This is a genomic window from Sporanaerobacter sp. PP17-6a, from assembly GCF_900095615.1.
In the GTDB taxonomy this organism is placed as follows: domain Bacteria; phylum Bacillota; class Clostridia; order Tissierellales; family Acidilutibacteraceae; genus Acidilutibacter; species Acidilutibacter cellobiosedens.
The window spans coordinates 40,436-64,827 of the sequence record NZ_FMIF01000012.1 but is presented as its reverse complement, the minus strand read 5'-3'; the positions used below and the strand labels follow the sequence as shown (position 1 = coordinate 64,827).

Annotated in this window: 25 protein-coding genes; all 25 read right to left on the bottom strand. The window is 34.2% G+C overall.

The genetic code is table 11. From position 1 onward, the window contains the following. Position 1: 1 nt before the first annotated feature. Positions 2–1,036 (bottom strand): lysine 5,6-aminomutase reactivase subunit KamB, encoded by a 1,035-nt coding sequence (locus tag PP176A_RS05875; RefSeq protein WP_071139530.1) that lies wholly within the window; start codon positions 1,034–1,036, stop codon positions 2–4. Positions 1,037–1,061: 25 nt separating this feature from the next. Next, the gene (ablA, locus tag PP176A_RS05870) at positions 1,062–2,315 is read right to left on the bottom strand and encodes a lysine 2,3-aminomutase (protein ID WP_071139529.1); all 1,254 of its coding nucleotides are present in this window, start codon (positions 2,313–2,315) and stop codon (positions 1,062–1,064) included. An 18-nt stretch (positions 2,316–2,333) separates the two neighbouring features. After that, entirely contained in the window at positions 2,334–3,371 is a 1,038-nt protein-coding gene (locus PP176A_RS05865; RefSeq protein WP_071139528.1) for an L-erythro-3,5-diaminohexanoate dehydrogenase, read from the bottom strand. An 89-nt stretch (positions 3,372–3,460) separates the two neighbouring features. After that, positions 3,461–4,879, bottom strand: coding sequence for a sigma-54 interaction domain-containing protein (locus PP176A_RS05860; RefSeq protein ID WP_071139527.1), 1,419 nt, complete (start codon positions 4,877–4,879; stop codon positions 3,461–3,463). An 83-nt stretch (positions 4,880–4,962) separates the two neighbouring features. Then, a complete protein-coding gene (murI, locus tag PP176A_RS05855) occupies positions 4,963–5,769 on the bottom strand; it encodes a glutamate racemase (protein ID WP_071139526.1) in 807 nt (268 codons plus the stop codon). A gap of 63 nt (positions 5,770–5,832) precedes the next feature. Beyond that, the gene (gene ypeB / locus PP176A_RS05850) at positions 5,833–7,194 is read right to left on the bottom strand and encodes a germination protein YpeB (RefSeq protein WP_071139525.1); all 1,362 of its coding nucleotides are present in this window, start codon (positions 7,192–7,194) and stop codon (positions 5,833–5,835) included. A 13-nt stretch (positions 7,195–7,207) separates the two neighbouring features. Beyond that, the gene (gene sleB / locus PP176A_RS05845) at positions 7,208–7,927 is read right to left on the bottom strand and encodes a spore cortex-lytic enzyme (RefSeq protein ID WP_071139524.1); all 720 of its coding nucleotides are present in this window, start codon (positions 7,925–7,927) and stop codon (positions 7,208–7,210) included. Between the two features lie 67 nt (positions 7,928–7,994). Then, positions 7,995–8,639: a stage II sporulation protein R gene (gene spoIIR / locus PP176A_RS05840; protein WP_083381815.1), complete on the bottom strand. Its 645-nt coding sequence runs from the start codon at positions 8,637–8,639 to the stop codon at positions 7,995–7,997. Between the two features lie 71 nt (positions 8,640–8,710). Beyond that, on the bottom strand, positions 8,711–9,841 hold the full coding sequence (locus tag PP176A_RS05835; RefSeq protein ID WP_071139522.1) for a Ger(x)C family spore germination protein: 1,131 nt from the start codon (positions 9,839–9,841) through the stop codon (positions 8,711–8,713). After that, positions 9,838–10,920: a GerAB/ArcD/ProY family transporter gene (locus PP176A_RS05830; protein WP_071139521.1), complete on the bottom strand. Its 1,083-nt coding sequence runs from the start codon at positions 10,918–10,920 to the stop codon at positions 9,838–9,840. Before PP176A_RS05830 ends, PP176A_RS05835 begins: the two co-directional genes overlap by 4 nt. 8 nt (positions 10,921–10,928) lie before the next feature. Next, on the bottom strand, positions 10,929–12,425 hold the full coding sequence (locus PP176A_RS05825; protein WP_071139520.1) for a spore germination protein: 1,497 nt from the start codon (positions 12,423–12,425) through the stop codon (positions 10,929–10,931). A 2-nt stretch (positions 12,426–12,427) separates the two neighbouring features. Then, positions 12,428–12,628, bottom strand: coding sequence for a CLC_0170 family protein (locus PP176A_RS16735; protein ID WP_373419506.1), 201 nt, complete (start codon positions 12,626–12,628; stop codon positions 12,428–12,430). Positions 12,629–12,689: 61 nt separating this feature from the next. Beyond that, on the bottom strand, positions 12,690–13,541 hold the full coding sequence (gene ispE / locus PP176A_RS05815; RefSeq protein WP_071139518.1) for a 4-(cytidine 5'-diphospho)-2-C-methyl-D-erythritol kinase: 852 nt from the start codon (positions 13,539–13,541) through the stop codon (positions 12,690–12,692). Positions 13,542–13,665: 124 nt separating this feature from the next. Further along, complete coding sequence (locus PP176A_RS05810) at positions 13,666–15,207, bottom strand: DUF3794 and LysM peptidoglycan-binding domain-containing protein (protein WP_071139517.1); 1,542 nt, start codon at positions 15,205–15,207, stop codon at positions 13,666–13,668. Between the two features lie 363 nt (positions 15,208–15,570). Continuing rightward, positions 15,571–16,416 carry a L,D-transpeptidase family protein gene (locus tag PP176A_RS16370; protein ID WP_071139516.1) on the bottom strand — a complete coding sequence of 282 codons (846 nt, stop codon included), beginning with the start codon at positions 16,414–16,416 and terminating at the stop codon, positions 15,571–15,573. 326 nt (positions 16,417–16,742) lie between these two features. Then, complete coding sequence (locus tag PP176A_RS05800) at positions 16,743–17,012, bottom strand: Veg family protein (RefSeq protein WP_071139515.1); 270 nt, start codon at positions 17,010–17,012, stop codon at positions 16,743–16,745. Between the two features lie 146 nt (positions 17,013–17,158). Next, a complete protein-coding gene (locus PP176A_RS05795) occupies positions 17,159–18,595 on the bottom strand; it encodes an N-acetylmuramoyl-L-alanine amidase (protein ID WP_071139514.1) in 1,437 nt (478 codons plus the stop codon). A gap of 162 nt (positions 18,596–18,757) precedes the next feature. Further along, positions 18,758–19,129, bottom strand: a complete 372-nt coding sequence (locus PP176A_RS05790) for a PTS glucitol/sorbitol transporter subunit IIA (protein ID WP_071139513.1) — start codon at positions 19,127–19,129, stop codon at positions 18,758–18,760. Positions 19,130–19,144: 15 nt separating this feature from the next. Next, complete coding sequence (locus PP176A_RS16620) at positions 19,145–19,705, bottom strand: hypothetical protein (protein WP_255401622.1); 561 nt, start codon at positions 19,703–19,705, stop codon at positions 19,145–19,147. Position 19,706: 1 nt separating this feature from the next. Then, complete coding sequence (locus PP176A_RS16615) at positions 19,707–20,099, bottom strand: PTS sorbose transporter subunit IIB (RefSeq protein WP_255401621.1); 393 nt, start codon at positions 20,097–20,099, stop codon at positions 19,707–19,709. A 52-nt stretch (positions 20,100–20,151) separates the two neighbouring features. After that, positions 20,152–20,682, bottom strand: a complete 531-nt coding sequence (gene srlA, locus PP176A_RS05780; RefSeq protein ID WP_071139512.1) for a PTS glucitol/sorbitol transporter subunit IIC — start codon at positions 20,680–20,682, stop codon at positions 20,152–20,154. Positions 20,683–20,806: 124 nt separating this feature from the next. Beyond that, positions 20,807–21,667 (bottom strand): class II fructose-bisphosphate aldolase, encoded by an 861-nt coding sequence (locus PP176A_RS05775; RefSeq protein WP_071139511.1) that lies wholly within the window; start codon positions 21,665–21,667, stop codon positions 20,807–20,809. A gap of 1 nt (position 21,668) precedes the next feature. Next, complete coding sequence (locus PP176A_RS05770) at positions 21,669–22,076, bottom strand: transcriptional regulator GutM (protein ID WP_071139510.1); 408 nt, start codon at positions 22,074–22,076, stop codon at positions 21,669–21,671. Positions 22,077–22,079: 3 nt separating this feature from the next. Beyond that, the gene (locus PP176A_RS05765; protein ID WP_071139509.1) at positions 22,080–23,051 is read right to left on the bottom strand and encodes a sugar-binding transcriptional regulator; all 972 of its coding nucleotides are present in this window, start codon (positions 23,049–23,051) and stop codon (positions 22,080–22,082) included. Between the two features lie 102 nt (positions 23,052–23,153). Beyond that, positions 23,154–24,194 (bottom strand): zinc-dependent dehydrogenase, encoded by a 1,041-nt coding sequence (locus tag PP176A_RS05760; RefSeq protein ID WP_071139508.1) that lies wholly within the window; start codon positions 24,192–24,194, stop codon positions 23,154–23,156. Positions 24,195–24,392 lie beyond the last annotated feature (198 nt).

Sequence of the window (24,392 nt, the reverse complement as noted above, 5' to 3'; positions counted from 1 at the left end):
TTTAATCCCCCCTTAAGACCAAATCATATATTGGAATATCTTTTATATATTTTTTCAGTTTATATAAGAATTTTTCCGGATCAAAATAATATCCCTTTGGAGAATAAGGGTTTGCTGTAATTGCCAGAAGGTTAATTTTATACATCACTTCGATTTTAACCCCGTAATGTATAAACCTAAGCCAGTCCTTGGGGGATATAAAAACTTTGGTTCCATCCTTGATTATAATTTTTACGTCTTTATATTTTCTTGTATTTATAAGCATTTCTTCTATTGTATTCTTACTTAGACTTCCTGGGATTACTATATATTCTGTAGATTCTTTTATATTGTCCCCTATTATGTTTCCACTGTTTAAAGCTGTCTTTATATTTACATAGCTTGTATTATAATCTTTATCTATTAAACAAACTTTGCCTTCTCTCATAATTCTTTCCGATAAGGCAAAAAGTTTTTCGTCTCTGATTTGCGGAATATTAAAGAGGTTCACCACATGGGCAGTTTCTTCTATTACTCTGTTCATATCTCTATTGAGTACAGCCCCTGTAGAGAGGATAGTCCCATCCGAAATAAAAGGTGCTGCCGAAGATCTTCTGTCTATTGCCCCGTCTATTATAACAAAATCAGCACCAAAATTTAGCATTATCTGAGAAACTTCTTTTATTTCATTAACTCTCTGAGGACCCGCTATCTGAATATATCCTCTGTCCTTCACACGCCCTATAACTATTGACCCCATAGGAGTTCTGTAATCCGTAACTTTCAAGATCTCCACCTTAGCATCTTCCAAGGGCAAGACTTTTGTGGTAGTAGCCACTATAGTTCCTTCCTCCAAGAATACTCTGGGTTTTTCCGTTTCCGTAACAATGTCCAAGTTTTCCCCATCTCTTCCCGTGGAAGTAACTCCCGCCGTCAATCCTTTTTCAAAAGTCTCAAAGAGAATATGATTCATGGTAACCGTTTTTCCTGTATTTTTTGCCATTCCAACTATCGATATTGTTTTGTATTTATCCTTGATGAGATCTATCAGAGACATGAAAATACCTCTTTTCTACCGCTTTTTATTTTTTACTTTTTCTTAATGCTGCTCTATCCCTTCTTTCCATTTTGGTTGGTTCAAGGGATTTGATTTCTTCTCCCTCAAGTATCCCGGCTACTCCAGAGAGATGTTTACCTTCATGACAAGAAGAAGGCTCTTCAATATATTGAGGTTCCGTATAAGTAGTGATTACTCCCTCATAGTTTCTGAGAACAACCTTTGTAGGACTCATGCTGATTAAATATTGAGGCATAACGGGAATTTTTCCTCCCCCTCCCGGAGCATCGACTACAAAAGTAGGTACTGCATAACCTGAAGTATGACCTCTTAATGATTCCATTATTTCCAGTCCTTTTGATACTTTCGTCCTGAAATGTTCAATGCCCATGGATAAGTCACATTGATAAATATAATAAGGTCTAACTCTTATTTTAACAAGTTCGTGCACTAATTTCATCATAATTTCGGGAGAATCGTTTATTCCCCTTAAAAGTACCGATTGATTTCCGAGAGGTATCCCCCCGTCAGCTAATTTTCTACAGGCCTCCGCCGCTTCGGGAGTAATTTCCTTCGGGTGATTAAAATGAGTATTTAACCATATCGGATGGTACTTCTTAAGCATATTAACCAAATCATCGGTAATCCTCATCGGCATGACTACAGGCGTACGGGTCCCCAGCCTTATTATTTCAACATGAGGAATCTCCCTTAATTTCCTGATAATATATTCAAGCCTGTCGTCCTCCACCAAAAGGCAGTCTCCGCCCGAAAGAAGCACGTCTCTTACCTGAGGAGTATCCCTTATATATTCTATGCCCCTATCTATTCTGTCCAAGGGAGCTCCCATATCATGCTGTCCTGCAAATCTTCTTCTGGTACAATGTCTGCAGTACATAGAACATTGATCCGTTATGAGAAACAATACCCTGTCCGGATACCTATGAGTAAGACCCGGCACCGGAGAATCCCCTTCTTCATGAAGAGGGTCTACCATATCGGCTTCACTATAGTGAGTTTCGTAAATAGTGGGAATCGCCTGCTTTCTAACAGGACATCCGGGATCTTCAGGATCCATAAGGGATGCATAATAAGGAGTAATTCCCATTCTGAATTTTTTCAGTACCTGGTTTATATCATCTGCTTCCTGATCTGTGATATTAACAATTTTTTTCAATTCCTCTACAGTAGTAATCCTGTTTCTTACCTGCCAATGCCAATCGTTCCACCGTTCATAAGTTACATTTTTCCATAATTCAATATCCTTATATGACCTCATTTATACAGCCTCCCCCTTTTAAGCGTACAGCTCTTCAAATATTCTTCTAAGTACCGGGCTTTCCCGCATTATCTGAAGAGAAATTTCCGCATGCCCTTTGGTATAACCATTTCCGATTATCATGGTTACATCTTTTCCGACTCCTTCGGCTCCCAAAGCCGCTTTTGTAAAACTTGTTGCCATACTGAAAAAGTATACCACTCCGTCGTCTTTTGCCGATAGTATGCTTGACATCTCGGTATTTGGAATATTAACCACATTTATCACTATATCCGCCATTTTCCCATTTGTGGCTTTTGATACTTTTTCCATTACCTCTATGGCATCCGTTGCGTTTGCTTTAATATATACATCCGCAAGATTTGCCTTTTTAGCCCTTTCTATTGTCTCATCCCGAGAACCTATACATATAACTTTCCCTGTAATTCCCGCTCTTTTCTTTGCTTCATATAAGCAAAGCATCCCTGATTTTCCCGTTCCTCCAAGTACTACCACCGTATCTCCCGGCTTAACAAGTTTTGCCGTTTGAGCAGGCGCTCCTGCTACATCGAGGACTGATAAAACTAAATTTTCAGGCAGGTCTTTACTAATTTTGGCATAAATCCCGCTTTCAAATAAAATCGCTTTCCCCTTGATATCCACTTGATCTATTTCTTTTCTTACATCCAGTATTTCGTCAATTCTCAAAGGGGTTAAAGATAAAGATACCAAAGTTGCTATCTTATCTCCAACTTTAAGGTCTGTTTTGTCTTTCAGCGCAGGTCCGATTTCCTCTACAGTTCCTATTAACATACCCCCGGAGCCCGTAACAGGATTTTGGTGTTTTCCCCTTTCGGCTACTATGCCTTTCATTATTTTTTTAATTTCTTCCACGTCTCCGTTGGCTTGTTTTTCAATTTGAGTAAAACTGGCAGAATCGATATTCAATGTTTGAACATCAATAAGGATTTCATTATCATATATTTCCATATTGTTGTCGATCTTGAGCGCAGGCTGAGGCAATACTCCTTTTGGTTCCAATACTCTGTGAATACCATAGGGGTTTCCTTTTTTCATAATTTCTTACCTCCTTATAATGTTAAATCAAAAGTTCAGCAGAAATTATTAATGCAAATATTATGCCATTGAATATATGCCATTTCTCCTTATATAAGTGAAAATATATGCCCGTTTTCCGGCATCTGTTTCTTCAAATCATATTTACTTATCTTGTATTGAAGAGTCTGTCGTGGTATTTTAAGGTCCTGAGCTGTATATGTAATATTCCATTGATTTTTTATCAATGCCTCCGTAATTATACGTTTTTCTGTCTCTTCCAATATCTCCGGAAGGGAATCTTTCTCCGATACCGTATTTTCTTCTCTAAATTTGGGAGGGAGTTTATCCCTATCAATAAGATCTACATCATAAATGCTCATTATCCCTTCCATTAAATTTTCTAATTCTCTTACATTTCCGGGCCATTTATAATTATAGAATATTTTCATCACGTCTTTCGATACTCCGGCAGTCCGATGATTGAATTTTTTATTAAATTTTTTAATAAAATGATCTGCCAAAATAGGAATATCCTCTTTTCTATCCCTTAAAGGAGGAATCCCGAAGTTTATTACATTCAGCCTATAATATAAATCTCTCCTCAGCTGCTTATTATTAACTGCTTCTTCCGGGGGAACATTAGTTGCCGATATTATCCTTACGTTGATATCTATAACTTTAGTTCCTCCCACTCTCCTTATAGTCCAATCCTGTAATACTCTTAAAAGCTTTGATTGAAGTTCCAGAGGCATAGAGTTTATTTCATCCAAAAATAATGTTCCTCCTTCAGCAAGTTCAAATAATCCGGGTCTGTTTTCAGCTCCCGTAAATCCTCCCTTTAAAGTTCCGAATAATATTCCTTCGAGTAAATTTGCGGGAATAGCGGCACAGTTTTGGGCAATAAAGGGTTTGTATCTTCTCAAGCTGCTGTTATGAATAGCTTGAACAAACAACTCCTTTCCCGTCCCCGTATCTCCGTATATGAGTACGGGAGAATCTGTTGCAGCCGCCTTTGAAGCATAGGATTTCAGTTTCGACATTTCTTTGCTTTCTCCTATTATATCTGAAAATGTATACTTCGCCCCTCCCTTTGCCGCGCTTTTATTCTCCTTGCCGTTATTATATAATTCATTTTCCAAATCTACGATTTTTTCAGACATTTTTCTTACATGAGTAATATCCTTGGATATCTCTAATGCCCCCAATATTTTATTTTTTGATTTAATTGGAATGGAGGAATTAATTGTGGTAATATTTTTACCCTTATAATTTAAAAATGTCTGTTCTACATTAAATATGGGTTTCCCTGTTTCCATAACTCTCAGGAGAGTACTGCTGTCATGAGTTAATGAGGGATATATTTCCAAAAGGTGCTTTCCGATAGAACTGCTTTTATCAATTCCATCTATCTTTTGGGCAAATTTATTATAATATATTATTTTTCCGCTTTTATCTATGATGTGAATTCCTTCTTCAAGGTAGTCAAGTATCTTAAAAATATTCTCTTTGAGAAATAAGTCTTCCATTCTATCCCTCCTATATAAATATTTTTCTAATTAGTGCCTAAAATTAGGCATCTGTTGCTAAAAATCAGGCACTGTTTCAGTGCCTATAACATTTCAATATTGATTTTTCGAACTGAAGAAATTTCCTTTTTTAAGAAACTACCTCCTATTCTTATGAATTTCTCGGGATCGTCACTTACGTAGAACTGATATTTCCCATTTTCATATTTGTCCGAAAGAAAATTCATTTCTTTCAACATGTCCTTAACGACTTTCGCCGTTTCATAAGCAGGATTTACAAGGGTTACTTCCTCTCCCATCACCTTATTTATCGTATATCTCAATATAGGATAATGGGTACATCCCATTACTAAAGTATCTATATGATGTTCTTTCAATTCCAGAAGGTATTTTCTTGCTGTCATAAGCGCTACATCCGTATCCTCCCATCCTTCTTCTACCAGTGGAACAAAAAGGGGGCAAGGTATCCCTATAACATCTGCGGAAGGCTGAATCCTTCTAATCTTTTTTTGATAGGATTCGCTGTTTATAGTTCCTATCGTACCTATAACTCCTATTCTTCCGTTTTTCGTTTTAGCTGCTGCTGCTTTGGCGCCCGGTTCTATTACTCCCATCATAGGTATTTCAAATACCTTTTTTGCTTCTTCCAAAGCTAATGCACTGGCCGTATTACAGGCTATGACTATAGCTTTGATATTTTTGCTTAAAAGAAATCTAATGCATTGAAAAGTATATTTTATAACTATTTCTTTAGATCTTGATCCATATGGAATTCTGGCCGTATCCCCAAAATATATTATATCTTCTCCCGGAAGTTTTTCTATTATCTCTTGTAATACTGTCAGACCTCCTATTCCTGAATCAAATACTCCGATAGGTCTTGAGTCCATAAATAAAATTCCCCCTTCTATATTATTTTATAAATAAAAGGGGAAATTTACAACTGTTATATTTTAAAATGTAAGAGTTCCGTTTTCATTTTTAATTATCTGGAGTATTTCTTCTTCATCTCCTGTTACTGCATTTATATAAATGATGAAATCCGAGCCTCTATATTTTCCTTTAAACTCATAGCATAAAGGTTCCCTGCTCCCTTTGGGTATTATTGCCAATCTGATGGAATCTATATCGTAATCAACTTTAACTTTTTCCCTGGCAGCTTCTTGAGTCAACTTAGGTTCCGGAATATCCCTTTCCTGATGATTCATTAAATAGGTATTTGCATCATATCCCACTATTTCACCATTATCCAAGGCTACACTCACTTTTATCAAATCCGAGTATATAGTCACGTCATCCTTCTTATATGCAAAGTTAAATATTCCCACTCCGTCATATCTTAAAGAATAATTAGGTTCCATATTTTCCATGCCTTTTTCTTTTAAGAAAGCTGCTGCTTTTTGTTCCGCTTGTTTCATAGATATATTAACTTTTGAAACGGCCCTCGGATTCGACATCCATACTACGTTTCCTCCCTTTTGAGATACTCCTATATATATTGCCCTATCCTTCGATGTGTTTTCGGGAACAATATTAAAGGTATATGATGGAATTTTAACCAAAGATATGTCCTTTCCATTCTCATAGGTGCTTATTTCCTCCACCTTTTTTACTCCTATAAAATCTGTCGCTATTTTCTGGGCTTCTTTTAATGTAACTTTCTTAGTCCCAAGCCCTACAGGCTTTTTCCCAAGATTTTGCTCCGAAAAAGGTCCGTCATATATGAGTTCAGGAGATTTGCCCATTTTCTTTTCCAAGTTTAAAAGCTGTGTATTCAATACACTTTGATTGGCTTCTTCAACTTTACTAAGCTGAGCTGTGGTTGTATTTTCCATTGATTGGGCAATTTTATTCTGGGCTTCCGATAATTCTTTGTTAAAATTTGAGGAACTTCCCTGAAGGTTAAACAATGTTTCTCTTTGTTTGCTTGTCAGTTCCTCTCCCTTTAAATGAGTCTGAATCAAATAATAACTATAGTCTGCAACTTGGCTTAAAAATTTTTCAGTTTTGCCCACATCTGAATGATTTATGGGCATTTGAGATAACTTATCCTGTGCAGAACTGGATTCACTCATTATCTGCGAAAGCATAAGAACATTTTGATCTCTGGAGTTCGACAATAAAGCTTTTGAAAGATCTATCTGAACGTTTTCCACATGCTTTTTCACATCGTAAAATAACCTTTGATATTGATTTGATAAAGATATCTCGTATTTATTTTTTAATTTATATTGATTATATCCCCATATCAGAGAGACTATCAATGCTATAGAGAGTATTACAGTAGGTATCCACGCTTTCCATTTTATCTTCATATTTTTTCACCTCCTATATTCCAAACCAATGTTTTCCGATTTTTAGCATTACTTTCCTCGACCATATCCATTTGCTTGTTGCTGTAGCAGGATTCCAATAATACAGACATCCGTAAGTAGGATCCCATCCGTTTAAAGCATCCCTTGCCGCTTTTATGGAATCATTGTTAGGAGTAAGATTTATCTGACCATCGGCTACTGCCGTAAATGCCAGCGGTTGATATATAACTCCTGCCATGGTATTAGGGAATGACGGGCTATTAACCCTATTGAGTATTACTGCCCCTACTGCTACTTTTCCTAAATAAGGTTCTCCCCGCGCCTCTCCATGAATTACTCTGGCAAGAAGGTATTCATCTCCTGACCTGCTCACCCCTGCCGTAGATGTGGCATAAGCCGTATTTGTTGTTGTCCCTAAGGATATTCCTATGGCAGCTGCTGTCTGAGGCCCTACCACTCCATCTTCCTTAAGCCCATTTTTACGTTGAAATTTACGAACTGCTCTATAGGTCCCTGTTCCATATATCCCATCGACTTTTCCGTTGTAATATTTCCACTGCAGAAGTCGCCATTGAACGCTTTTTACATCTTCCCCCGTAGTCCCCCAATAGAGAATTCTTATTCCTTGATAATAATCATATTTAGACGCATCTCTTAAACTGGGCTCTATAAATGTAAATATTGTTAAAAATATTAACAAGAATGTACCAATTATCAAAATTTTTTTTCTCATAAAAATATCCTCCTCTCTGATAATATTTTCTGTAAAAGAAAATATTTTATTCATGAGGAGGATATTGCTATTTTATATTAGCCAGATAATCTTTTGTTTTTTCGAATATTTCGGCAATTTTTGATTTTAAAACCACCGGCTCTTCCTTTTCGGATAAAAGAAGGGCATATTCTTCTTCCGTAAGTACTCCTTTTAGTTCCTTTTCCGTATCTTTAGTAACCCCATGGGTCATATCAATGAAACATAAAGGGGGAAACATGACACACCACCAATTCTTCCCTTTTCCTTCTCCTATTACTACCTTTAAAGCTTCATATTCCCCCTGGGGAAATGTAACATCTCCATAGGTTTTAGTAGGAAATGTATCCTGCCCTAAGGATACATCTACAGTATAATCTTTCCCCTCTTTTTTAATTTCTTCTTCTGCTATTGATTTAATATTTTCTAAATTATTATATATTATTTCTCTCGTTTCTTCCTTTGAATGGGAATTTCCGAATTTTTCTCCCATACTGCCGAGTATTTTATCCCTTATCTTTAATTTCATTTCCTGATCTTCTTTGTAATCGCTATTGGCTATTACATGAAATCTTATTATTTTTTCTTTGAATCCTTCTTTCAGTTTATTCGTTTCTTTCACATAAGGATAAACTATATAAACGGTCATAAGTATAAACGAAGTAAGTATGAGTATTAATTTTTTGTATTTCATACTATTTCCTCCTTGTATTCTATTAATATTATTATTGACCATTTTTTTGGTTTTATTCCTTCACTCTGTTTTTATCTGCTTAATCCGGTTCTTCGTATTTCAACTGTCGGATTAATTCTTATTTCTATATTGGGAAATACTTCATCATAATTATCTTTTATTTCTTTCCAAAGGCTTGGTTTGAATTTACTTATCCATTCTCCTATTCCTATTACATCTGCGTTGTATTTTTTTTGAATAAGCTCTATAGTATTTAATGTTTCTCGTTTTATTCTGTCTTCAAGGGATTTTTCAGCTCCCTGTAAAAATTTTTCGTCAAAGGCCTGCAATTCTTTATCTAATTTGTACTGCTGCAGATAACCCTCAATATTAAGATCTATATCTGCAATTATCTTTCCTCCTTCTACATATACTCTTTTGGAAGAAGAAAATATCGTTACCGCATAAGATATGTGAGTGTCATTGTACGTAGCTTCTATAACATCTGAGTTAAAATCCCCATTCATCATTGCTATACATATATTTTCCATTTCACCGATTTTTCCTATCAATTTATAATCCTTAATAATTCCGCCTCCCGAAATTTCTAAATCCTTTTTTTCTATTTTTATCTTAGGAACAAGAGCGGCATCGGATATATCCGTATCTGCCAATACTTGAGAAAGTGTTCGAGCGGTAAATCTTCCTGTAATCTTATCATTTCTGAGGATATCGCTTAAATACGTTCCAACGGCTGATGCAGTCTCCTTTTCCGGAGTTATTTTCAGAATATCTTCTGCTTTCCCTTCAGCAAGGAGAATATTTATTTTTCTGTTTATTCTTTGTTCTCTTCCTAAACCATCTAATATTTCTTTTACCAGTTCTTTTTCCTTAAAGAGTTCTTCTCCTATAACGAGGGTTTTTAAATTTTTAAAGAATAAGGGCTTATCCGTTGATGTTGACAATTTTCTTGTAGCCTCATAGGCCGTACTTGCCGACGTAGTCTCAATAAATCTGTTTTGTTCGGATGACGGATTCTTCCCAAGAGCATTTATATTCGGATATGAATAAGTAACTTTAAATTTTTCACCATTATCTCCTTTATTATTTAAGTCCATCCCTATAACGGATACATAAGATCTGTTGTTTATTTCTTCCATATCCCAACAACCTGAAAGAAGGGCAATGGATATTATTAAAAATAAAATAATTATTCTTTTCATTTTGTTCTCCTGCCTTTAATTTTTGATAATATAAAAAGCAAAATAGGAAATATTATCGTTATAATAAATCCGAGGATATTTGGTATTAACATGTTTTTATAGACTTCATAAAGATTTTGAGGAAACAGGCTTATGAAATACACAATGGGGACAAGAGGTAAAACATATAAACCGTGCTCCTTGGTTTTAAATATATTTGAAAGAACAAGTGTTGAATTATAGGCTGTAGGTCCTATATTCCCGTATATTATCAATACCCACGCCGCCATTATAATTCCATCTATATTTTCCAAAAAAAATCCGGGAAAGTCTACTTCTCTGACCAAGGCAATGGTAGGCCATACTTGGCGTTTAAGCTCATTGACTCCGAATGTTGAAATAGTAAGAATAAAAGCAAAAACATATAAAAGTGTCACGGAGAGTATGGCTCTCATGCTGTAGTGCATCGCTTCTTTAGGTTCTTCCAGATACGCCAAAGATACAAGAACAAAATCAATTCCGAGATAACTGAAAAAGGTTTCTCCTACTCCTCCAATAATCGTCTTCAAATTTGTTTGAAAAAGGGGAAAAATGTTGGTAAAATCCAATTGAGGAAATACCGCTATGACTCCAAATACAATGATTATAAATAAAACCGTATACATAAGAAGAGCAATTCTTGCAACAACTTCAATCTTATATCTTCCTATCCACATAGAAGTAAGTAGCATAGAAATGATTATTACTTCTATGGGAGTGTTTTCAAGTAAAAATACTTTTATGACTTCGGCAAATACCCTCACTTCAACGGCAAGCACCATCATAAAATATATAATGTATATTACGGCAAATATATAAAATCCAAAATTACCCAAAAGTTCTCTGGCATATTCAAATACGACCTTCCCGGGATGCATTTGAGCAAGAGATACCATTAGATACATCAATAGGGCAGATATCGCTCCTCCTATAATAATTGAAATCCAACCATCATTATTTGCAATACGAGCTATAGAGCTTGGTAAGGAAAGAACTCCAACTCCGACTATTCCCGTTATTATCAATGCTTTAAATTGCGTATTTGATACTCGTTTTTCCATATTTTCACCTATTTTAATCTTGTTCTATTTTTCGGAAAAGTAAATCTGGGCCTTTTTTTCATATTTTGAAATGGTACTTTGATGATAGTATCACGCAGATCTCCTTTCTCCCTCCCTAATCCCGAATAAGGAGACGTAAATGGAATTCCGAAGCTATCCAATTTTGCCATATGAGTAATCATAACTATTATCCCAAGCATCACTCCGTAAAGTCCAAGTACTGCCGCATATATCATGAACAAAAATCTAAAGAACCTCAGGGCTGTTGCCAATTCGTAACTGGGAATTGCAAAAGAGGATATGGTAGTCACGGATACTATTATAATCATCAGTGGGCTGACTATTCCGGCATCTACCGCTGCCTGACCTATTATAAGCCCTCCCACTATTCCTATTGTAGTTCCTATAGGCCCTGAAATTCTTGTTCCGGCTTCTCTTAAAAGTTCCAATGTAATTTCCATTAAAAATGCCTCTATCACCGAAGGAAAAGGAACATTTACCCGGGATGCCGCCACATAATAAGTAAGACGGGTAGGGAGAAGGCCGGGATGATAGGAAGTCACCGCGATATACAGAGAAGGGGCTAATACCGCAAGAAATGCCGCAAAATACCTTATTATTCTAACTATGCTGGCAACACTCCATCTCGTATAATAATCTTCCGTTGACTGCATGAGAGTTCCTATAGTGGCCGGCACTAAAAGAGCAAAGGGGGAATTATCAACTATTATGGCAACTCTGCCTTCATAAAGAGATGCCGCAACAGCATCCGGCCTTTCCGTATTTTCTATTTGGGGGAACGGGGAATAGCAGTGATCCTCAATAAGATTTTCCAGCATGGAACTGTCTATTATTTCATCTACATTTAAATTATTAAGCCTTCTGTATGTTTCATTCAATAATTTAGGTTCTACAATATCTTCCATATACATGACTGCTATATCGGTTTTTGATCTTTTTCCTATCTGCATCATTTTTACTTTAAGATTTGTATCTCTAATCCTTCTTCTTATAAGGGCAATATTTGTTTTTAGGGTTTCCGTCATACCGTCTCTCGGTCCTCTGACTGTTTCTTCCGAGACGGGTTCTCCTATACTTCTTGAAGGCCAACCCCTTGTGGAAAGATCTATAGCTTTTTCCGAACCGTCTATTAGAAGTACCGTTTCACCTGATAAAACAGCCTTTATGACTTCTTCCATATTTTGAATAACTTTCATGTCTGAAATTTGAATATTTTCTTTTGAGAGTACATCTATCAACGAATCTATTGATTTATTTCCATTTGACAAAATATCACCTGAAATACGAAGAAGAGGCCTGAGTACAAAAGAGCTTAAATCATCCCTGTCTATCATTCCATCTACAAATATTAGTTCCATAGAAACAGATTTATTACTTCCTACCTTTAATTCTCTAAAAATTATATCATCGCACTCATTTAATATTTTCTTTAATTCATCTAAATTCTCTTTTAATGTTTTTTTCAAAGGTATGTTATATTCCATGCTTATCCTCCTATGTGCAATATTATATATATTATTGGATTAGCAATAAGGTATATAAGTCCTATAATTTTTAAAATTTTTGCTTCTTTCATGCATTTATCAGCCTTATATTTTGGGATATCATTAAAAAGAATAAATAAGGATATCCCAAAAATAGTAAATAAAATGTAAATATTATATGCACTTCTGATTATTCTGTACACAAACAAAATTCCCACCCTTCGCCATTATAATTATATAATTTGCAAAGAATGGGAATATTATTCAAATTGTTCTTGAAAAAAACACGTTTTCTATTTTTCTTTCCAAACTTTTTTTACATTTCATCATTAGTTTTTCATCTTCAAACAGCCCAAACACCGTTGGTCCACTTCCACTCATTATACTTCCGAGAGCTCCAAACCTAATCATTTCTTCTTTTATTGAAGGAATTATTTTAAGTTCATCCAATTCCGAGTATTCCATAACATTTATCATATTTTCGGCAACAAATTTAAAATCCTTATCTTTTATTCCCTTAATAAACCTGTCTATATCCGGATGAACGTGGATCTTATCCAAGGGAAGATTTTTATATGCCTTTTCTGTTGAAATAGGAATATTGGGAGTAGCTATAAGAAGGAGTTTTCCTTTAAATGGTTCAATGGATGTAAGTTTTTCTCCTATTCCTTCGGCCAAGCATGTACCGCCTTTGATACAAAAAGGAACATCTGCCCCTATTTTTATTCCTATTTTCATAAGATCTTCTTCCTTAAGATTTAAATCCCACAATATATTTAATCCTTTAATAACCGCCGCGGCATCTGCGCTTCCTCCTGCCAGTCCCGCCGCTACAGGTATTCTTTTATGTATGGTAATATTTACTTCTTTATCTATCCCACTTATTTCCTTCATTTTCTCCCAAGCTTTGTATACTAAGTTCGAAGAATCCAGAGGAACTTGAGGATGAGTGCAATCTATTTTCATATTCGAATTTGTTTCTCTGATTTTAATAGTATCTTTAAGATCTATACTCTGCATAATACTCCGTATTTCATGATAACCGTCTTCTCGCTTCCAAAGAACATCCAAGTATAAATTTATTTTCCCGAAAGCTTCCAATACTACTTCATCCATAATCCGTCTCCTTTGTTATAAGATTTTTCAGATAAAATTATATCACATTTATTTTTACTCCGGTAAAAATTTAGTAAAATAAATAAGCCCGGGCATGATTTTCCCCAAGGCTTAAATAAACTTTCTAAAATTGCGTATCCACATGTTTTTCAATTATTATTTTTTCTCCTGGCATAAGAATTTGGGGTGATGTAATATTATTTGCCGACATTATTTCTTTCACCGTAGTATGGTATCGCTTAGCTATATCCCACAAAATATCGTCTTTCTGAACTATATATACAGTAATGCTCGGCCTGTTTTTCTTATTTAAAGCTTCTCCCGTTTCTTCCAAATCCACTATTATATCTATTTCTTTTTCTCTGTTCAACATGATTGAATTCTTAACCGCAGCTTCTATATTTAATCCTCCAGCATTGACTTTATAAGATATTTGTTCTAAAATGCTCTCCACTTCTACGGATATATTCCCTTTTAATTCATCTATATCGTTATAAAACTTGAAGGGAATTTCTTCCTGACTATTCTTTATTTCGCCGGTATTCTCTTCAACGTACAATATATTTAAATTAACAGTTCCTTCCGTTACTACCTTTCCCTCTATATATCTACTGTCTAATATTGAAACACGGCCTTCAATTGTAAGTATATCCCCCAGCATATCTATTTCTCTTGTAACGGTCTCTCTGCATATAAGATTCTTGACATTTTCCAGCAGCAAAGTCTTTTCCTTTTTCAAGTTGATATTCTGATCCGTAGAGTACATATCAAGCACTATTTCCTTTTCTCTGTTGTCATAAACCTTGCCCAATATTTTAACTTTTGATTCCAGCTCCAGTATTCTTGAAATACCCTCTGAATCTTCTTTTATTTCATATTCCACACTTTCGACTTCCATTTTAATCTGACAGTTTAAATCCTTCTCTGCTCCTTCTATTTCAAGGAAATGATTGAAGGATATTTCTTTTTTTAAAGAATTAATATTTCCTCCGCCATTATAAACAATTAAGCAATCCAATATTCCGGAAATTATAACTCTTCCGTCCACCACTTTAGATTCTTTTTCATATGTATTTAATTCGACCTTCAATATATCATCTATAGGCGGCATCCCCTCTTCTATCTCAAAGGCTTCTTTAACTATCGTATAAGATTCTTTCATGCCTATTACATCGTTATATTTAATCTTTTCTTTAAGTATTTGAGCATCTTCTCCTCCTCTTATATCCTTTATAACTTCCAATGTGTTGGTTCGCCCTACTTTAGTTTGTATATTTACCAATGACTTCAGTCCCACTTTTCTTTCATCTAATAACTCATATTCTATATATTCCAGCCCTATCTTTACATCAGAAGTCATATTTTCATTTATTCCCTCAAGCTCTACTTCATTTCTAAAGTCTTGAACTGTTTCTAATTTAAATATCCTTGGATTTTCTTCCTTCGACTTATATACTGCTTTAAATTTAACAATACCATTAATAATTACTTTATCCTGAACAATCTTTGAATTTGTTATTTGAGCTTTCCCATCTACCCACAGTATTTTATCTATTTCCGGTTTAGATTGATTCAAATATATTTCCGCTTCAACCATAGTTTGAGTCTCGTCTTTTCCTTTCAATTCATCTACTTTAAGTATGTCCTTTACAAGCTCTACAGCCATATTACCCCTCCTATCGATACCATTTGTATATCTATATCCTATGAGAAGTATATGAGTTAATGTCCAAAAAAAGTACTGTATTTTGACTATAATAAATTTTTTTATTATAGTCAAAATATATTATGAAGTCAATTACAAAATTATTAAGATAAAATTTATTTAAAAAAAAAGAGAAATTTTTGTCACAGATTTTATAAAATTGTCAATTTATAGCTCTAAAGTCCTATTTACTTATATACAAAAAAAAATATATAATAGAAAAGAGACTTCCAAGTGGTCTTTCTTCCCCGTAAAAGCTAACTAAAATAGTTTAGCTTATTTCCCTTTTTAAAATACCGACTTTGACAGTCGGTATTTTTTTTATTATTTTATAATAACTATTGAACCTTCAGGCACATTGTCGTATATATATTTTGCTATCTCTACAGGAAGTCTTATACAGCCATGGCTTGCCGGAGTTCCAAGTTTTTCTGCTTCTTCCTGAATTAATTTCTTATTTTCATCAAAAGGCAAAGAATGAAATAAATAACTATCCTTAAATCCTACCCAATACTTAATCCCCTGTTCAAACCTTGGAATATAAGCCCAATCTCCTCTCCTGTCCTTTTCTATTTGAAACACTCCCTTAGGAGTGAAATTATCCCATTCTCCGCTGGAACCAAGGGATGTCTTTTCGATTTTTCCATTTTTATATATCTTTAAAGTTTGATCTTCTTCCGTAAACATCAATACCCATTCTGAAGAATTTTCGTCATATTCAAAAGGCGGTATACTTCTGGAACGTATGTATCTGGTATCGGCAAAGCCAGTTTGTCCATTTTGAAGTTTTATTTTAAACCAGCCAAAAGGCAAAGTTTCTAATAGTTCCACTTTATCATGATCATTTAATTCATATATCACTTCACTGCTTAAATCCTTTTCCTTATAGACTTTGGTAATTCCGTTTCTTTCTATCACATTTAAGGCTTCTCCTTCATAAGACACTTCTTCACCATTTTTATCGTCATTTTTGTCATCTGCTTCTTCTCCTTCTTTTACTTCCATGGAAGCCCCTATACTATTTTTATCACCGAAATCAGCCTTTCGTATAAATTCTCCGATTTTTACCCCTAAAAATATAGTTACCGCTGTTAGAGCTATAAGAAAAAACCCAAATCTTATTCTTCTCTTCCTTTGCCTCTCTCTCCTCATTTTTTCTCTCGTCGTCATAACTACACCTCACAAAATTTTATATTAATAATTATACCATAAGTAAAATTCCATAACAATTTAAAAAATGCTGCCGAAAGTTTTCGGCAGCATTTTTATAACACATAGGAAAATTATGATTTCCTTAATGTATATTTTCCGTTAAATGGGTTTCAAAAAAGGCTTCATTAATTTTAATATCTTAATGGAAGCCTTTTTTATAACCCATAGGAAAATTATGATTTCCTTAATGTGTATTTTCCGTTAAGTGGGTTTCAAAAAAGGCTTCATTAATTTTTAATATCTTAATGGAAGCCTTTTTTATAAATTCTCGCTAATTAACTAATTTAACTAATCATTATTCTTCTCTCTTCTCCATCACATACAGTTATTTCTACCGTTGCTGTTAATATATCTGAATAGGTGTATGATACCCTGCGAGTATTATCATATTGATTGCAAATTTTTACGACAAATATGCTTGGATAAGCACTTTCAATTATTCCTTCTCTCACAGTAGTTTTTTTTCTTCCCTTATTTGCTTTGAGTATTACTTTCTTGCCTATACAATCCTCAACATCTTTACGAATTTTCAACAATCCGTTTTTTTCTAACAACGTAATCACCTACCCTTTGATACTCTCCTATATTTAGGAGGCCGAAGGAGTGCAATGGGACACCCACAAAGTTCATTATATCATAAGTTGTCCAATGTGTCAAATAAAATAAATATTATACTATTGTTTTGTTTTATTGTCAATGTTTAAGAGCATAAAAAATAATATTCATAATATTCTAAAAAACTCTCACATATTACATTAGCCAACTTTTTTATATATTCTTCGTCCATATATCTTTTTTCTTCCTCAATATTTGATAAATATCCTATTTCTATAATCAAGGAACTAACATTAATATATTTCAAAAGATAAAAATTTCCTTCCCTTATATTTTTGTTTACTACAGACAATTTTTTTTCAAGATTATCTAAAAATATAGTGCCCAATTTTTTACTTTCTTCATCTTTTCTGTAATAATATATCTTACATCCTTTTCCTTCGGAATTTGCAGTATAATCCATATGAAAACTAAGAAAAAAATCAGGCTTTATATTATTTGTTATTTCCGCTCTCTTAATAAGAAGAACTTCCTCATCTTTTTCTCTCGTAAGATAAACTTTGGCTCCGTAATTTTCGAGAACTTCTTTAATTTCTTTTGAAATATTCAAAGTTATATCTTTTTCTTTAAATCCCAGGTTTCCCACATGGCCGAAATCTTTCCCTCCATGACCTGGATCTATAACTATTATTTTTCCATAAAGAGGATATTTTATACATGGCAGAGGATATTTATCTATTTTTATCCCTGTATAATAATACTCCAATATATCATTAAACGACTTGCCTTCTTTTGCCATCTGGTTTCCTCCGTACTGACAAAAACCAAGCCCATGCCCCTTCCCTCTTGTAATAAACCTTATGGTCAAAGGGTGAATACTAAATTTATTAGAGTTCAATTTTAATTTCTCTACTATAAAATTGCCTTCATATTTTTCTCCATTCACATCTATACTCAATACTCTTCCATTTTCATCTCTTTCTATTCCTTCTAAAAATCCTTCTATTTGACCTTTATCAGATAAAGCTTCTTTTGAGAAAGTGGTATTAAAAATTTTTTCCAAATCTTCTAAATTAAAATCTTTATAGCTTTCCCAATTAGCAGAATACTTGCAATTTTCGCATAAAACCTTTCTCAGATACACTACATTGGATTTTATTACATTCTCAGAATTTTGAGTACTGCCTCCGCAAGTCTCATGATATTCTGCAAGAATCGGTTTTCCATTAAAAGTCAACGCCAGACCTTCTGTTTCCTTTACTGCAGTTTCGATTTTTTTTATATTCTCATCATACTTATCTTTCCATAGGTCTTTGTAATCCTCTAAATAAGAGAAGGAATAACAATGGCTGCTTCTGCAAAAATCAACCCCTTCATGTTTATCACACCCTTTTCCTCCAAGTTTAATAGATTTCCGAATTATATTCGTCCTAAGTATTATAGCCTGAGCCTTTAATGCTTCCACATGAAAATCTATATTAATTTGAGAAGGCAACAATATCTTTACTACTTCCTCAAGGGGTTTATCCACTTTTTCATTGTTTTCTACATCAAAATATCTTACAAAAAAATAGTCCTCCATAATTATCTCCCCCTTTTATACGACTATTAATATATCTTATGAACGGCAAGATTAGTTAGTGAATGATGTATTAAAATAGATTTTTGAAAGGATAATTTTGGAACAAATATCAAAGAACATATTTAATAAAAAAACGGAGGTTTTATAAAACCTCCGTTTTTTTTAATGACTACTACTTATTTTAATTATTGTTCCGACCTTAATTTCCGGAATCTTTATCTCATTAAGATATATTGTCCCCGGAAGAAACTGCTTTTTATTTAATCCAAATACAAAAGTACAATGTCCGATAGTGCTCAAAGTACTACAGGCGACATTTCCAACATGCCCGGCAGTATAAATTTGGCCGTCTATTTCTACTTCATCTCCGGCTGAGATTTTCCCAATTAAATCCTTGTTATTATGCATAAAGCATACATCTCTTAATATTTCGGGCGCATCTGTCCCAAACAATATAAGAAGATTATTATTTAGCATTGATTGCGCATCCTTACCTATTTCCACAATTTTAGTTTCGAATATTATTTTTTCCAATTTATACTATACCTTCTAAAACAGTCCTATACTAAATAGTACTCCTATCAGGACGGCAACCGGACCTGTTAAAAATCTTCCAACTAAAATTGCAGGTACCCCACATTCTATCGTCTCAGGTTTAGCTTCTCCCAATCCCATAGCAACCGGAATAAAATCACACCCACATTGAACATTTATCGCAAAAAGTGCAGGAAGGGCGTATTGCGGAGGAATATTACCCCGTCCTATTTCCGTCCCAACTAAAACTCCTATTACTTGGGCAATTACGGCTCCAGGTCCCAGTAACGGAGAAAGTACCGGAATGCCACAGAATAATGATATAAGTATTAATCCCCACAAAGTCGATGCAAGAGGGCTCAAAACTTTAGCTATAGCATTTCCTATTCCGGTCTTTGTAATTATCCCTATCAGGGCAGATACAAAAAACATAAAAGGCAAAACTGTTTTTATAATTACTTCTACTGTTTCCTTACCTGCCTGAAAAAATGTTGAAGTAAAAACTCCCGCTCCTCTGCCGAAAGAAGTTAACGCTTTTTCCCAGCTATTGGATTTTTTTTCAGCTTTATTATCCATTTTATTTCTCCCCTCCTGTTTGTTTTTCCGCTAAACTCACATTTTCAACCCTGACTCCCGAAACATATAATCCTTCCTTTATAAATTTTGCAAAAGGACCTGAAGGCCCTCCCCCATTAATATTTATCGTTAAAATATTTTTACTCGGAAGTATCCCCAATCTACATGTACCTCCGCAGTCAATAACAGCACAGACCACTTCACTGTCCGCCACAGGATGTTTAAATCCATCGATGGCAGTTCCTCCCGACAGTTCGGCAATCTTCTGAGCTACGGGATGAATTCCTCCTCCCGTTATAGATGATATTTTATCTTTTCCGGGTACAGGCGTAATTAGTAAAGGAGTTCCCCATCCTCCTCTGCCTTTTTCTACTTTAACTGTTTTATAAGTCATAATATTATTCCTCCTTCAAAAAAACAAGCAACGTTTTCATTCCATCAAAATACTAATCAACTTGAAGATTATTTTTCTTAGCAAAATACATCCATAATTTATCAGTTAATGACCCTCTTATAAAGGCCAAAACAAGTCCTGCCAATAAATATCTTATTGCAAGCCCTCCTATAGGAAGTCCGAGTTTTTGAATCCCCTGAGATACTCCCAGCCATATAAATAATTCTCCCGGGTCAGTATGAGGAAATAACCCTGTAAAAGGATGTGCCAATGAAAATGTCGAATCTATAAAGGATGCTTTATATTTTTCCGGCATAAACTTTGACATAGAATAACACATCGGATTTGTAAGTACAAACCACGAAATTGCAGGTAATATCAAATGTCTCATAAAAGTATTACTCGAACTGTGCTGTGCAAAACTGTTTAATTTTTCTTCACCGATAAACTTTATTATTGCTTTTATAACTACCATCAAACATGCCAAGGTCGGCAATATACCGGTAATTTGTCCTACTAAAGTTTTACCTCCTGCCTGAAACAGTGAAATAAAATATTCTGCTCCTTTAGATAACGCATTCATATAGTTCCCTCCTTGAATTAATATATTTAATAAATAATAATTTCACTTCATTTCTTTATATTTAAAAACTATACTTTATAAATAACTATTATCGGTTTAAATATTATCTTTGGTAAATACCTGCTTACAAGCAGGCATTTACCTTATTTGATGATTCGAATATGTCAAAATAATGTTCCAAGCAATTTTTGATTGCATCTTCTCCGGCAAGCAGCGCATCAGCATAATTTACATTATTATTATTGATTACTGAATTAAACTCAGCCTTTGCCGCTTTCATCAGATCAGTACAAATATTTATTTTAGAAATCCCCAGTTTTACTGTTTTTTTAAGAGCTTCATCTCCCGTTCCGGAACCTCCATGAAGAACTAATGGGACTTTTACTGCATCTGCTATTTCCTTTAATCTTTCAAAATCCAATTTGGGTTTTCCCTTATATTCACCATGAGCTGTTCCAATAGCTACAGCTAAACTATCTACTCCTGTTAGTTCAACAAATTCTTTGGCCTGTTTTGGATTTGTAAACTTATCTTTTAATTCTCCATCTATTTTTTCATAATCCTCTCCCATGCCTACATGTCCTAATTCGGCTTCAACAGTCACATCACAAGCATGAGCAACCTTTACCACTTCGGAAACCCTTCTTACATTCTCTTCATACTTTTCACCGGATGCATCTATCATTACAGAAGTAAAACCATTCCTTATAGCACCAATCACTGCTTCATAAGAATTTCCATGATCTAAATGCAGGGCTATCGGAACAGAAAACGTATTTTCATAGTATCTAATTAAACTATAAACTTCAGCTAAAGATATATATTTAAAATGAGCTTCTGCAAGGCCGATTATTACAGGAGAGGATTTCTCCTCACTTGCTCTTAAAATAGCTCTCAAGCTATTTAAATCCCATGCGTTGGCTTGTACAACTCCATATTTTTTCCTTCTTGCATCTAAAAGCATTTCCTTTGTATTTACAAGCATTTTAACACTCCTTAGTTTCAATTTTTTTCTCTTCTATATAATTTTTTATATTTTCTATTGCCATAATTACAGCTTTATATTTTGAAGTCGTACTGTCCGGTTTATAATTGTAGATATTCTTACCAATTATCTCATCATAATTCTTAAACCTATTGAAAACCGACACTCCGCCTAATATTTTTCCTTGAACAATTTCTCCGTTTTTTTTAGCCACAAGGAATACTATATACCCCCTTGACAGTATTCCCTTTTTATTTCCCATTCCAAAAAAATATCCTTTATCATAATTCTTACAAATATCTTGGTAGTTCCTTTTAACATTCTTCATTTGATAATAAGTAAAAATTCCTTGTATTATCCAAAATAACCCTAAAGCTGAAAATAAAACTATGAAAGAAAAATCATTCATAATTTAACCTTCCTTCAAAATTTTTTCCGCTGTAATGCTGTCCGTTATAATCACATTTATTAATTTCCCTTTAAGAGCAGCCCGAATTGATTTAATCTTCTTCTCCCCATAAGCTATTCCCACTCTCAATGGTATATTTAATATTTCACCTATTTTTAACCCTATACACCTGTCATCAAACTCAGTTGATATTATATCTCCCGATTCATTATAGTAGTGAAATGCAATTTCTCCCACTATCCCCAGACTAAGAAGTTTTTTCTGCTCTTCTTTTGTTATCAATCCTGAAAATAATGGTGATGATTTTTCATCTACCGAACCAATTCCTACAATAGCAACATCTGCTTTTTTAGCCATCTTTAAAATATCACTTATTTGCTTCTCTGATTCTAATACCCCTTTGACAGTCTTATTTTCAACTATCATCGGTGCAGATAAATTATAACTGGCTGAATTCAAAATTTTCCCCAACCTTTCAACCAATTCGTTAGAATAATTAAGCTGAGCATCAATATTTAAAGTCATTTTAGGAGATCCCAAGAGAGGAATAATTTTAACTCCCCTAAAGATTCTTTTTACCCCAGGCATTAAAGCAGCAATATTATCTACTGTTTTTCTCAGAGTTGTACCCCAGGACATAGATATGTACATATCGTCATCAATTATTCTGAGTAAATATTCTGCCGCCGCCCGAGGAACAACCATGTCGGAAAATTCCGTACTGGTAGCATTCAATATAATAGCTTCTTCTAAGTGGAACTTTCCTTCAAATTTCTCTTCCAATTCAATACAGTTATTCACCGGATAGTTAATATGAATGCTTACATATCCTTGTTTTTTAGCTTTACTAATCAGTCTCGATACGGTTGACCTGGATATATGAAATTTTTTAGCTATAACTTCCTGAGAAAGTTCCTTATTATAATACATATCCAGCACTCTAAGCATCAATCTTTCTTGATTTATATCTATCACTTTATCACCCCATAACAATTATTTATGCACAAATTTTCTTATAGGAAATTATGCGTATAATATAATTGTATAATATACTGAGGTGGTTTGTAAATATATATTTTATGACATCTTTATTGCTATTTTAAGTCCTTCTCCTCTTCTTACCATTTTAATCCCGTCTACAAGTTTATCAATTGGAAGTATTGTAGTTATCAGCCTATCTGCATTTATAACCTTTGAATTTATCAACTTAAGTGCTGTGATATGCTGAGTTATAGTTGAACCAAAGGATCCGTACAATGATATCTCTTTATAATGAATAATATTTGTATCTATAGGATTTATAGATTTACCTTTAGGAAGACCAGCAAAAAAAAGAGCTTTTCCCCCCTTTTTTATAACACTCAATACCTGACTCTGAACAGATGGAACTGAACACGCTGCGATACCTACATCCACCCCCTGACCTTTAGTTATTTCATTAACTTCTTCATATAGATCTGTTTTGCTGGTATCTATTACAAAATCAGTACCCAATTCATGAGCTAAATTTAATCTGTTCTCCTCGATATCTGCTAATATTACACGGGATGCTCCTTGGGCTTTTGAAAGAAGCGCGTGCATTGTACCGATAGGTCCGGCACCTACGATTAATACATCATCTCCTAATTTTATATTTAAATTCTTATGCCCGTTTATTACACAGGAAAGAGGTTCTGCTATGCACGAAAATTTTAAATCCTGATCTTTCTCAAGCTTTATTACATTTCCATGTTCCACTGCCTTTCCGGGGACGGCCATGTATTCTGCAAATCCTCCGTCAAGCCCGTAGCCGATAACGTCTGCTGAATTGCACATATTGCTATTTCCTCTTAAACATTCAAAACATTTTCCGCAGGCAATTTGAGGAACTACTACAACCTTGTCCCCTACTTTATATCCTTGCACATTTTTTCCTATTGAATCAATTACTCCAGAAATTTCGTGGCCTGTTATTCTCGGTGGAATTACATTATCTTGCCCATTAAAATATATTCTTACATCAGTTCCACATATAGCACAATAGCTGACTTTTATTAAAATACCGTCATCATCTATTTTAGGAATTTCTCTTTCTTCGATTCTTATATCTTCTATACCGTGAAAAACCGCTGCTTTCATTTGTTAACTCAACTCCCTTGCACAAAATTTCACTTAAGAAATATTTCTTAAGCTTATTATACTACTTATAAAACAAAATGCAATACGTTTTTTAATTATTTGTTAAAAAATGAGCAGCAGAATATAGTTATATCTTTCAAAAGCATTTAATAAGATGAAAGTGGTCATTTTCCATAAATAAAAAGCACCTGAGATTTA